This is a genomic window from Chloracidobacterium sp. (genome assembly GCA_016711345.1).
GTDB lineage: Bacteria > Acidobacteriota > Blastocatellia > Pyrinomonadales > Pyrinomonadaceae > OLB17.
The window spans coordinates 2,652,689-2,665,702 of record JADJTD010000001.1 but is presented as its reverse complement, the minus strand read 5'-3'; the positions used below and the strand labels follow the sequence as shown (position 1 = coordinate 2,665,702).

The 13,014-nt window shown below is 47.3% G+C and carries 7 protein-coding genes; 2 read left to right on the top strand and 5 right to left on the bottom strand.

The window, feature by feature from the left end:
• Positions 1 to 33 precede the first annotated feature (33 nt).
• Positions 34 to 1,122: a flippase-like domain-containing protein gene (locus IPL32_11085; GenBank protein ID MBK8466364.1), complete on the top strand. Its 1,089-nt coding sequence runs from the start codon at positions 34 to 36 to the stop codon at positions 1,120 to 1,122.
• Here the strand turns inward: IPL32_11085 and IPL32_11080 are convergent, their stop codons facing one another.
• Complete coding sequence (locus tag IPL32_11080; protein ID MBK8466363.1) at positions 1,123 to 3,594, bottom strand: alkaline phosphatase family protein; 2,472 nt, start codon at positions 3,592 to 3,594, stop codon at positions 1,123 to 1,125.
• Between the two features lie 16 nt (positions 3,595 to 3,610).
• On the bottom strand, positions 3,611 to 5,623 hold the full coding sequence (locus tag IPL32_11075) for a hypothetical protein (GenBank protein ID MBK8466362.1): 2,013 nt from the start codon (positions 5,621 to 5,623) through the stop codon (positions 3,611 to 3,613).
• Positions 5,624 to 6,166: 543 nt separating this feature from the next.
• On the opposite strand from IPL32_11075, the gene IPL32_11070 reads away from it, so the two are divergent.
• Positions 6,167 to 7,855, top strand: a complete 1,689-nt coding sequence (locus IPL32_11070) for a glycosyltransferase family 39 protein (protein MBK8466361.1) — start codon at positions 6,167 to 6,169, stop codon at positions 7,853 to 7,855.
• A gap of 1 nt (position 7,856) precedes the next feature.
• Here the strand turns inward: IPL32_11070 and IPL32_11065 are convergent, their stop codons facing one another.
• The 3 genes from IPL32_11065 to IPL32_11055 all read right to left on the bottom strand — a co-directional run bounded on the left by IPL32_11065 (position 7,857) and on the right by IPL32_11055 (position 12,830).
• Positions 7,857 to 8,960, bottom strand: coding sequence for an ABC transporter permease (locus tag IPL32_11065; protein MBK8466360.1), 1,104 nt, complete (start codon positions 8,958 to 8,960; stop codon positions 7,857 to 7,859).
• Between the two features lie 84 nt (positions 8,961 to 9,044).
• Positions 9,045 to 10,994: a radical SAM protein gene (locus tag IPL32_11060; protein ID MBK8466359.1), complete on the bottom strand. Its 1,950-nt coding sequence runs from the start codon at positions 10,992 to 10,994 to the stop codon at positions 9,045 to 9,047.
• Positions 10,995 to 11,657: 663 nt separating this feature from the next.
• A complete protein-coding gene (locus IPL32_11055) occupies positions 11,658 to 12,830 on the bottom strand; it encodes a trypsin-like peptidase domain-containing protein (GenBank protein MBK8466358.1) in 1,173 nt (390 codons plus the stop codon).
• Between the last annotated feature and the right edge of the window lie 184 nt (positions 12,831 to 13,014).

Sequence of the window (13,014 nt, the reverse complement as noted above, 5' to 3'; positions counted from 1 at the left end):
AAATGAACCGTCTGTACGGCTTTTCAGTATTGTATGCAACCTGTTATTGCAGATCCAGATTCGTCCGTTATTGAGTCTGAGGCAAAACAAAAAGGTACCTATCGGCCGATCTTTCTTCTGCTTCACATTGCCGCTTTTTTGGCTGGTTTGGCGGTCGTGATTGTATTGGTTTACAGCAATCGAGGTACTATTTCAGAAGCTCTGCTGGATGTAGGTTCAGGATTCTTACTCCTAGTGTCGCTGAATATGATCCGGCACCTTATGCGGGCGGCGAGCATGTACAGAGCGGTTGCCCCGGAGCGTCGCACTTTCAAATACCGCTCTGCTGTCGCCGCCAGATTTGGCGGAGAAGCGGTTACTCTGTTCTCAGCATTTACTGGGCCATTTTTGGGCGACGCCACAAAGGTGATGCTAATGAAAAAGCACCTGCCTGTTACGCACGGAGCTTCGGCGGTCATCCTCGACAACATTCTGTATTACACATCAGTAATCGTCCTTGTTCTTAGCGGCGTCGTGCTCCTCGTATTAAATTATGGCAGCAGCGGGACAACGATGAGCAGGATATTGCTGGCCATCGTGATCGCTATGGTAGTAACATTCACGATCTTTGCTCTAGCGATACTCTTCAAGATCACTCCGCTTACTCACACAATCGACTTTTTGTCCAAACGCAGCCTTGCCCCAAAATTTCTGGTCAAAAAGCGCGAGGGCATCCTCAACGTTGAGAACAACGTGTTTCAGTTTTACCATAACCGTCCCGCAGACTTCTTTCTTGTCTTTGGCATCTCGCTCTGTGTGCAGTTGGTAAGTATCACTGAGGTCTATTTTGCGATGACGTTTCTCGGGTATGAGCCGACTTTTACTAAAGCTTTCATCATCGAATCCCTGACCAAGATCGTCAATTTGACTTACGGATTTATTCCCGCAAACGTTGGCGTTTACGAGGGCGGCAACGAACTTATACTTAAAACCCTCGGATACGGAGCAACTCCGGGCGTCGGCGTTGCGCTTGCTCTCGTTCGCCGTGGAACGAGCCTCTGCGGAAATCTTATCGGTGTTATTATTTTGTTCTGGCGTGGTGCAGCAGGCGGTATGAACCGTCTATCAAAGAAGTCAGATTGATTATTTCCCGGTCACCTCGCGCACGACACGGCCGGGAAACTTTCGAAAGCCGAGCTCTTTAAGCTCAGATTTCGGTCGGTTCTCGTCATCGATCTTTCCCATCAAACGCAGCAGGGTAGGAGCAAAACTCATGCCGTCATATGGTTCTTCAACAGTCAGGCCTCGCGGGATACCTGTTTTTTCACCACCCGCAAACATAAGAGTAGAATTCGTCGAAACGCGGAATAATGACCCATGATTGCCGCCCGGATTGAATCCGCGAACGTCAAAATTCCAATGATTGTTGGCTAGAATAAGCATGTCCGCTTCGGTCAGGCGGCGCTGACGTTGACGAAAACGCGAGATAAGTTTCTCGTCAGCCGACAACGTACTGTCGTCGTTAGAAAGCGGATGGCGGTCAACCTGATCATTCAACCCAATGATCGCATTTGAGTAAGTAGTCTTATGAGTCGTCCGCATCCATTCGATCTCTGAATGCCAATTACTCAGCCAGGCTTTCCGGTCGGAAACCGCAAGATTCTTGTCCTCAAAGAATTTCAATGGAAACCCGTCGGCCCAATCCTTGATCTGAAATGTAACTGTTCCAAAAGCGTCCTGACGCAGACCACCTACTGGAAGATAGCGATAACTTTGTTCGCCGTCCGCATCACCACGCGAAAGGATCAGAGCCTGCTTTTCATTTTCACCAACAAGCCAGATAGGATCTTCATTCACATTCGTTCCATCAGGAAGAGAGGCGGAAACGGCATCTAGCGGCACTCGAATAGCCACAAAATCTATCGGCCGATTAGCGACTTCACGCTGCACATTGTTAATAACCTTTTGGCTGTGGAGAAGTTCGAAATAATTCACCCGAGTAAAACTCTTGTCAAGATCAAGTTGTCGTGAGGAATCAAGTGACAGACCCACAGCTGAAAGTCCTACAACATAGTTTTGTAATTGATAGATGTCGTTCGCATCGCCCATTGCTCCTGGAGCGATCAGATCTTCGATCTTGATATAGTGAGGATTGAATGTTTCGCGTTTCAGGCTTAACAGTTTGCGCAGCGAAATTAGATATTTACGATAGTCTGATTCGGCAGTGATCGCGATGGCTGTCTGGGCGGCAATCCTGCGGTTCTTTTCAGTTAGGCCTCGATCCGGCAGCATTTTGCTGGTCTTCATCACAAGCGTTGGAATGATCTTTTGCTGGGCTTCGATCCATCGGTGCAAGGCATCAAGTTCTTCATCCATCTCGTCTGCGGCTGTTCGCCAGGTCGCAGAATGTTCGCCAATGATCTTAAATATAGCCTCAGTCGCAGCAGCCCTTAATTCGGGAGAAAGCTTGTTCGACTGAAGCTGCTGCAACAGAATGTGGAGCATATTTAAGTCATTGTTACGCAAGTGTATCGACGATCGCTCGTTTCCGTCAAAATCGAGCAACGCGGTCGGATACTGCTGGCTTTGCCCTTTTAGATAATACGATTCGGCGGCAACTGTCCTGATTAGTGGAGTTAGCGGATAAAGACCCTTCACTGAATAATTCAGCATAAGTCGGCGCTTTGTAACTACATGATGGCCGCCGCCCTCAGCACTGGTCAGAAGTTTTACCAGATTGAACCCCTGACTGTTCACTTTTTCCTTCGCATTGAATCCATGGTCTGAGAGCAGGATCAATGCAGTTTCTTCACCACGCGGTGACGACTGAATAGCTAACCAGATCTTCCCTATGACACGATCCATTTCCTTGAGAACTACGAGCCGCGAGGCATCGTCATTGTTATGGTGTGAGATGTGGTCAAATGATGTGTCGTAATAGTCGAAATAGTCGATCTCCGGACGTTTGGCCAATTTTCCCGTTATGTTTCGCAAACCCTGATCGGAAAGAATGCCTCGAAAATTTAATCCCATCGACCATTCATCAATAAAATCACCCGGATCGCCGGGATACAGCTTTAAAAAACCGCCGGCAATCAATGCCCAGTCATTCCCGCGCTGATACAGCTGCGGACTGGTGTATTTCTTTTCAAAAGGAAAAGCGTCTGACAATAACGGTATCTTTAACTGATCCATCACCTCTACAGCTGGCATGTCCACTCTCTTGCTCAAACCGTAATCACGGTAATATGGAAAAAAATTGAGATAATCGTACGGATGCAAAGTGAACCGGTCGTACTCGACATTGCCTTTGATTTGCAAATGCTGTCCTGTATCGAGTTGGCCCCACGAGGGTCCCGAAAGACTCATTCCACGTGTGTAAAAATTTGCGAGACGCGTGCCGTTTTTGTAAAAGACTTCCTCGAACCACGGAAGCATCGACTTGCCAGTTTCCGGATCACGTTGATTCACATAACGATCGACGTAGTAACCGGGTAGTCCATCGACTTTTACCAAAACTACGCGCTTAACGCCCTGCGAAAACACCGATCCGGCTATGCTCGCAACAGATGCCAACACCAGCACGGATCGAAATGCTATAGATCGAAGAGACATTATAATGAGTTTGTTGTTAGTTTGCAGCGATTGCCGCGATCGTTCGTGCGTCGCGTGTCGAAATCTGCTGACCTTCTTCCAAAGCTAATTTCAAATAATGAGCACACAAACTGCGCCAGCCTTCTGTGATGTTAGAATTGCCGTAGATGGCTAGAAGCTGTTTTTTTGCCTCGGAATTATTGATGCGGTAAAGGCCGGTCACACACATGCGACGCATGTCTTCATCTTCGGTGCTCTTGAAGATTTTTGCGAGAGCACGGGTTGTTTTCGCTTTGGCGGCGGCTCCATTATCGGAAATGAATTGTAAGGAACGCTTTAATGTCTCAACATCGCTGTCAATCTCCGGTTTCGCGGAGTTGTGTGCAACCTCGCGCAAGTAACGTTCGTGCCTATCCAACTGCCGTCGCGTGTCCATTCGCGCAATCAATTCAGGAGTCGACTTTTCGCGTTTTGTGTAGAGACCAAATGAAAAGAAATTTGCTGCCGAATAAAGGAACCGTTGCTTGCCACTATGCATAAGCTTCACCATCTCTTCGCGTCGGTCCTTGTCGATCTGTTTAGGCAAACCGTCGGAACGTTTTGCATACGCCAACAGGTTCTCGTACTGGTCCCTAGCTAATTTTGCTTCGACATCTACGTCATTTTCCAACGGATTTAGTGTCGCATTTTCCAATCTGTTCGCGATTTCATCCCTAACGTCCTTACTTAACTCGGAGTCGAGTGTCAGCAGCAGCTTTAACTGCGAATACGATCTCAGGCGAGAAGTCTGATTGACGTCCATTCCGCGTTTGCCAGTAATGTAATCATAACTGAACTTTCCTAAAAAATAGGGCAAATTGCTGAACTGTCCGATTGACAGAACGTTATTGGTAATATCATTCAGAATCCGTTTGGACATCTCACGTCGCTTCACATTGTTATTATTGCGAAAATCAACTAGCAGTGTTGGTATTTTAGGAAAATCCAACCCGTAAAGAGCCAGCGGTATGAGCGTTCTGGGTTTTGCCTGTGGCGTGTCCGGTGAAACTTGCCGGCTGTTCTCATCAAACCAGCGTACTTGCGAGTAGCCTTTCCAGTTCGCAAGGTCGGTATCTTTCCATGGATTTTTAATATTCAGGAAGCGGGAATCAAATTTTTTGTCCTTGTTGCTTTCGATATCCGCCGCTGATGTCCATACCAAAGCATGTCGTACACTTCCGTCGGACATTTCCAATGGATCAAAATATAAACCCTGTTCTTCAGAATATTGACGCAGCAATTCCCAATTTTGATTTCGTATATCGCGGGTTTTGGCAAGCTCTTTGTCAAAGACCCGTGTAAGATTCTCACTCTGCATATGCCATCCAAGTGACTTGCTTGTAAGCCATAATCGAGCCTGAATATCCTTTAATTCATTCTCATCCAACAGCCGTTCACTTGCAGCCGATTGGCTTTGATACAACGACAGAACAGTCAGAGCCCGCTCGATAGCGGTGTTCCGGTAATCAGCTTTATTCTGCTTGTACTGAAGAACCGACGACTTAACGCCGACACCAAATTCATTGAGAATAACCTTCTTAAAGATAAAGCGAAAGGCCTTGCTCCAAGGACCTTTCTCCGAAGATTTCAAATCTATGATGGGCGGCGGCGGATCTGTACCCGAGCTTTTTTTGTTTGTGGTTCTGGAATAGAGAAACGGCACAAAAGCCGCAACTTTCTGATTCCGCGAAGGCCTCGTGTGGGTCAGCATCCAGACGTATCGAAGCTGGTCATTTTCCGGTTTTTGGTCGCCTAGTGAGTCGCGAAGAACACTGACTAGCGGTATTTCAGCATCTTTATTATTTGCAGAGGCTTTCGCATTTCCGGACCGGGCAAAGATGGTCAAGATCTCCGCTCCGCCATCAACCCTCACTTTCTCGACCCAAAAGGTCGAACCTTGGTCAGCAGACTCACCCTCAACTTCCTTAACCTCGTTATCAATCGTTTCGGTTCCGGCCGCGTTTGAGGTTTGAGCACTTACCTGATTCGTAACAAAGAAAAGGCAGCACAAATAAAATGTTGCCTTAGAACATAATTTCTTTTTCCTAAGAGGGTCTCTGAATAGATCCATAGGCACCAGAACGATTAAAACTCAACTATCAGAAACAAAACAGACTATTAACGTCGAAGTTAACCAGAAACAATCAAAATCAACTGTAAGCAAATATGATGCAGAACAAATCCATTGCGTTTTACAGTAATTTAGTGCATTAAGCCGTAATTCGACTGCGATACATTCCTACTGCATCCACAAAAGCTATGCCGATCGCACTTAGCAGAAAAAGATGAATAAATCCGCCTTTACTTAAGAAAACAAGCAAGAGCCAAATTCCCAACAATGTTGCTGTTAACAAACGTAATACCAAACGCCATCCCCTTACGCCTCTTTTCTTGTGGCCGAAGCACAATCATAACATTTTAAGAAAACGATTTGAATTATTTTGACATAGCATTTGGCAATCAGATACTCTTCAAAGTTAGTTCTGGAATACTTCTTAGCCGCGATTTGCTTACATTTAGCCGCTAACAATGACTCTTGGAGAATAATAAGAAATTGCCAGTCCAGATCCTTACTCCAACGACCGCCGGAATACATCCTGAAAAGTTCTCCGATCACTTGTATTTCGCACGGAATCAAATTACGGCGGTAATTATCCTGTGCGTTTTTCTACTAATCGGCTTTACCCTTCGCATACACGATCTGGGCGTTGAAAGTCTCAGCGAGGACGAATTTAACAAACTTCAAACCGTCGAAGAGTATCGGACGAACGGATTATCTGGAAAAAACGGCGAGCATCCTTTCCTGATGAAAGGCCTCCAAACAATAAGTATAGCTTCAGCAGAAAAGCTCAACAACTCAATTGCATCACCGCATCTTCATATTCCGGAGGAAGCGGCTCTGCGTTTTCCGGTTGCTCTTTTTGGAACCTTCACTGCACTTCTGCTTTTTTTGTTCGTCTCCGAATTGTTTGGACGCAGCATCGGTTTGACAACCGCAGCTCTCTGGTCCGTTGAGCCGATGGCGATAGGTTTTGACCGAATCGCAAAAGAAGACAGTCTCGTTCTGTTCTTCTTTCTTGTGACGAGTCTTTTCTTCGTAAAAAGCCAGACCAAGGCCGAACAAGGACACCCAAATTGGATTCGCTATGTTTGGGGTTCGGCTGCAGGTTTTGGGGCTCTAATGGCTTCAAAATATTATCCATTTTTCCTCTCGATCATTGGTGGCTACTATAATACTTTCTTGAGACTGCCAAATAAGAAGTGGGACATTGGGAATCTTCGCTGGATCTTATTTTTCGCCATCATGGGCGTCGTTTTCTTGCTATTAAATCCAACGATCCTGTTGCCCGACACATGGCATGAAATGCTAAAGTTCTCCAGCGAAAAACGGATAGGCCATGACAGTTATGAATTTATCGGTGTGCTCTATCCGCACAAGGTCACCGACTGGCTGAATGGTGTTCCTTGGACGTTTTATTATGTTTTCATCGCAGTAAAAACCTCATTGACTACGCTGGCACTATTTTTCATCGGCTTGCCATTGATGTTCAAACGCAACCTCGGTGACGGCCGTTTTTATCTTTTGATGTGGGCCTTTCTGTGGTTCATGCCTTTTACTTTTCTCGGCGGCAAATTTACGCGCTATTTCACATTTGCCGAGCCACTGATACTCATCTCTGCGGCTGTCGGATTCTATTTTGGAGTTAACTGGCTTTCAGGTAAATTATCGATAACATCTGCCGCAGTTTGCCAAATAATCTTGTTCGCCGCGTTGCTTGCAGGACCGCTGTTCGCCTCACTATCTGTCACGCCTCACTTTCGACTATTTACAAACCCACTCGGCGGCGGCATGGCGGCGGCGGGATCGTATTTTCCTCACGACGAATTTTACGATACAAGCACCCATGACGTCGTAACGGCTATCGCACCCCTCGCGGAAAGCGGAGCGATCATTGCCTGTGAGACGCCGACGCTGTTTGAATATTATGCGGGCAAGATCAACCGCAGAGATCTGCACTTTGTTTCCCTTTCCGAAAAAAGCGAAGTGGCCGCCCTGAGGAATGGTGACTTCATCGTTCTAACCAAAGGGCGTCGTTATTTTAGTAACACCGCTTACGAAGACTACCTCGAAAAACAAACTGCCTCGTCGGCTGATATAAAGGCCGGTGGTGTAATGTCGGCACGCATCTATCAACTGAACGAAAATTCACTGGCCGTAGTTAAGGCAATAGCAAATCAATAATTTAGTCGTAATTCAAAGCCTCGACAGCATCGAGCCTTGCAGCCTTGAGGCCGGGATACAGTGCTCCAATGATACTGCTGAATAATCCAACGATCACGATAGTCAAGATAATCTGCGGTTCGATCGCCACAGTGAGCGTAGTCCATTTTGCTAGTATGTACTTGAGGCCGACAGTCGCCAGCACACCAAAAAGAATTCCGCCCAAACTGATGAGAAGCGCTTCTTTTACGATCGTCGCGGCAATGCTCGTTTTCGACATACCGAGCGATTTCAGCACGCCGATCTGACGCGTTCGTTCGGTGACGGTCGTGTACATCGTCAGTAAAATTATCAACGCGCTGATCACGCCCGCAACACCGACGACTACATCAAGAAAGACGTTCAACGCGGGAATGCCCTGCATATAAAGCTCTTCGAGTTCGCTGGTGAGAATGATCTGGCTGTCCGGAAATTTCGCATTCAGACTATCTCCCACAACGGCCGGCGTGAAACCATCTTTGATCTTTACAAGAAACGCCGAAACTTTGTCATCAGCACCAAGCTGTGCCTGCATTGTCGCCAACGGAATTTTAATACGTGCGCCGGCACTAGGTTCATATGTGCCTACGATCTCAAAATCGCGTTCATATAGACTGAATTTATCGCCGATCTTTGCTTTTCGTCTCGCGAGCCATGCCGTGTCGGTCATGATCTCGTCGCGGCCGTCAGTAAACTTTCTTCCCTGCACGATCTGTAGTCCCGCAGTTGCAGCATACTTGTCATAAGGCACACCATCGATCAGGCGGCTGCCAGTAGCAGCATCGGTGGCCGCAACGCTGTTCTGTGCGACAGGCACGACAGCAGCAACGCCATCTATTTTTTCGATTTCACTCGCCATCGATGCCGGAAGCCGCAGAGCATCCGATCCGCTCAACCCGATGCTACCCGATGCGCGAAACATTATCTCAGCACCGACATTCGATTCACGTTGAGCGCGTTCACGCATCGTTCCATCGGCCAGGCCAATCGTGAAAACGATCAGCAAAATGCCGATACCGATGCCGACGATGCTTACAACTGTCCGGGCAGGACGGTGAAGCATATTTGAAAATACAAGGCTGTTCATAACCAATGACTGAATAAAGAATGTCGAATATTGAATAAATGCTATCCGATATTCGACATTCTTTATGCAATATTTGCTGGCAGGCTAAACGCCAACAACTTCTTCTTCCTCGACCAGATACGGCGAGACTGACGCTTTGTCTAAATCCTGTTCTAAAACCTTCGCGATCACTGGCAGCGAAAGCGAACGTGTCTTTCCAATATTCGGCACTTCGTGGCCTTTGGCATAGACATCGTGGCGGCCATGCTCTTTGTACCATTCCGAGAGCGACGCAGTTTTGTGCATTTCCTCAATGATCTGCCGCCATCCGACGCCGGTATTGTATGCGCAAAATGAAATTTCACCTTCCTGAGTGCCGTAAGGAATGACGCACATCTCGGTACGGCGGAAATCGTAGTTGAAAAGGTCCTGAAACCACATCCCTTCGACACAGAGCACACGCCAAACGTCATCAGCCGCACGCTCGACCTGCATACGGTCATTGCGGTCGCTGTTAGACGTCGTGGAACTCGGTTTGAAGAGATTGACGATCTGCGAGATCGGAAAACCTTCGGGCGCACGCGATGCGTCATAGTTACGCATGATTGCCATACCGAGTTGAGCCATCGTGAGTTTTTTGCCGCGTGCAGTGTCGGTGATCGTCGCGACGTCCTTCATAAACTGCTCGTAGTTAAAGAACTCGAAAAGCGAACGCATCTCGTTCGTCTTGTTGTTAACGACGATAAGCGTGAAAATACCGCAGTTTGGATGGCAGTTGCACGACGACCAACCCCAAGGTGCATCGGCCCCTTGCAGCATGTCCATCACGGAAGTAAATGCCGAATAAGAACTCAACGGAAACCAATCACGCAGCGGCTCAAGCGTACCGTCGAGCTGGTTTTTAAGATCGTGCGTCATTCCGGCAAGCGTGTAGCGCTGTTCTGAGCGGTCTTTGTCAGAAACATCTTCGTCGCGTCCGGTAAAACTCACAGGCTGAAACGCAATGGTCTGAACTTTGTCGATATTCTCAGCAGCGAATTTTACGATCGAGCCGATGCCGTTGTTGTTCCACGAATTAACGATCGTCGTCACGAGCGTGACCTTGATGCCGACTGAAGCGAGATTCTCGATTGCCTTGAGCTTTACATCAAAGAGATTTCCGACACCGCGATGTTTGTTATCTTCTTCGTTTGTTCCGTCAAACTGAAGGTAAACGCCATGTTGTCCGGCTTCTTTCGCTGCCTTGCAAAACTCGATGTCCTCGGCGTAACGGATACCGTTAGTCGCGGCTAAGATTCGATAAAAACCGACCTTTTTAGCGTAGGCGACCGCGTCTAAAAAGTAAGGCGAAAGCGTCGGTTCGCCGCCCGAGAACAGAATGATGATCTGACGTTTTGGTTTGAACGATACCGCCCGATCTAGGATTGCTTTTGTATCCTCAAACGTCGGCTCGTGAACGTAGCCGACCTGATTAGCATCCATAAAGCACGGATTGCACATCATGTTGCAGCGGTTTGTGAGATCGACAGTAAGAACCGCACCGCGCCCAAATTTGATGTCGCTCGTGCCGTGATGATGAACGTGCTTGTCTTCAGCAGCCTTAAAATCTCGGCCGTAAAAGAGCGATTCGATACGTTCGAGAAACGCAGGATCGGTTGCCATCACATCGACAAACTCGCCATGCGTCGGGCAGGTTTTCTTCATCACAACCTGGCCGTTTTCCTCGACGATCTGAGCCTTGATCTCGCCGGGATGCGAATTCATCAATATCTCAAGCGGAATGTCGCCTGAGATCACGCCATTGCGAACAGATTTGACGCATGCCGGACAAAGCGAGTCCGTCTCACGCGGAAACCCAAGTGGCGGAGCGGTACGCTCGTACGATTTCAGCAAAGGCTCAGCGGCCCAGCCCGGTTGTATCGACTCGCTTTCCGGAATGGCCTTATTTACCGCCTGAAAAGCCTTCCAACCGATATCAGCCATCTTAGAAACGGCCTTCGATCCGGCCATACCTTTCGTTTTTCCTTCTCCGCGTCTGAAATTATCGCTAAACATAATATCTAAATTTTAATCAAACAAGCTAGCATTTTAGCAGAATAGGCCTGTAAAACATACCTTTGCGGCCTCGAAGGGAGTTTCACCTTTTCCTTACATCCGAGTCTGTTTGCGTATCTGCTTTATCTGGCCTCTTTATCAAGCACAGCCAACTAAAGTTGAAACTCTCAACTTTGCCCAGGCCTGTCCCAAGTGTCCCAGTGTCCCACCGCTTTTTTTTCACGCAAACAACGCTTCAATCGTTCCACATCGTTCCACTTCTCTGTGGAACGATGTAAATGTTGTAAACAGTATATTTATCGTCGGTTTTTCGTCGCGTTCCACGATTTTTCGAAAAAAGTTTTTCGTTCAAATTCTCGTGATCTGCAACTTACCTGAAACCCTTAAACTCTACAAACATTGCGCTTACAAATTCCGCTCGGGCGTATGTCTAAAATTTTGCAGAAGCGCCGTTTGTCTCACAGATTATTACAAACGGCGCACTTTGTAATACGGAATGTTACAGTTTTCGCTGCCGCCTAACTGATTTTCAAATAACAAAGATCATCAAAATTACAACGATCCCGCATCAACCTATCAGAATTTGTAGCAGAATGAAATACCAATTTTCCCGATTTGACGCAACTTTCCGAATATGACGAGGGTCTCAGAACAATGTAAATATCATTTGGTCGATTTGGAATCTTTCGGTGTGTCGATATTCTTTTTCGCGTCAGCTTTGTTGTCCGGTTGCATTGTGCTCTGTGTAGCCTTCTCCGGTCCACGAGCGATTTTTACTTTTTCAATAAAGCGATCTGCCATGTAAGGTGCCCCGAGATTGCCATCCGCGATTATTCGGCTGCCGGTGGCAACAACAGTTCCTAGCCGCTGGCTATACAATTTGAAAGTATATTTCCATGTATAAAGCACATGATCGATCTCCAGGATCAAATCTGCCAATTCTCGTTCTTCAACAAATGAAAGGTTCCATTCTGCCATTTCTTTACGCGCATTGAGAGCGTTGACCATCTGATCGGGCTTGAAACTAACGGTGTTGCTTGTAACGTAAATAGTTTTTGAAAGCGCCAATATATCTGGAACGGTTTTTGGCTTTACAACAACCGATCCAGGGCCTTTGGAAGATAACGGTGTTATCCCTCTCTCAGGAACTAATACGGAACCTTGCAAAATGGGAAATGGCGTTTGCGAAGGTGCTGGGCTCTTCACAGATGTGGTCAATGTCGAATTTGATTGCACCGACCGAATAAGTCCTACGACCGATGAAAGCGGGACAGCGATTTGGCCTTTCGACCCCGGAGTAGTCGTCATCATCCCAAGCGAATATCCGCGTTCATCGAGCAGCAAAGCTCCCGCTGTATTGCCCGCGACTGTGTTACTGATCTGCAAAACGCGATATCCTTTGCCTGCTCCGTCAATATTGTCGGCCATTTGAACTGAGGAAAGCATGAGGTCGTTTTTCGATACAAACTGTCCATCAGGATTTGCAAACAAAAACACCCGCGAACCGACCTGTGTCTCTTCGGCGGTGCCGTTTGGAATGACGCGAAGCCCGACGGCGTTTATCTTCAAGATCGCAATGTTGCGTCGCTCATCTGTCGAGACTATCTCAGCCTTATCGTAAGTCTCGCCGTTTCTAAACCGCACCTGAATCTCGCGAGCGCCTTTGACCAGGCTCAACTGCGTCATAACGTAGCCGTCAGCACGAACAACAAGGCCAGATCCGACGGCATGAGCATCGCCATCACTTGCAAGCAAAATCGTCACTACGGATTCAGCCGCAGTTTCATGTCCCGCAGGCCAGCTAACGTACTGAGCTGAGACTGTGGCATAGGCCAAAGTAACAGTGAATACGGAAAAAACAAGTCTATTTAATATTTTTGCAAGCATGACCCTCCAATAAGTTTGATTAGACGCAACTTCTGCGTAAACTCCACTCCTGACGCCAAATTTTTATCAATTTATCAGAATTATGACGCCCAAGATAGAACTAAGGTTGTTTCAGTCACTCATAAAAATGCAG

Coding starts and splice junctions, on each gene's coding strand:
- IPL32_11085 (MBK8466364.1), top strand. CDS start 34: ATGCAACCTGTTATTGCAGATCCAGATTCGTCCGTTATTGAGTCTGAG.
- IPL32_11080 (MBK8466363.1), bottom strand. CDS start 3,594: ATGTCTCTTCGATCTATAGCATTTCGATCCGTGCTGGTGTTGGCATCT.
- IPL32_11065 (MBK8466360.1), bottom strand. CDS start 8,960: ATGAACAGCCTTGTATTTTCAAATATGCTTCACCGTCCTGCCCGGACA.
- IPL32_11060 (MBK8466359.1), bottom strand. CDS start 10,994: ATGTTTAGCGATAATTTCAGACGCGGAGAAGGAAAAACGAAAGGTATG.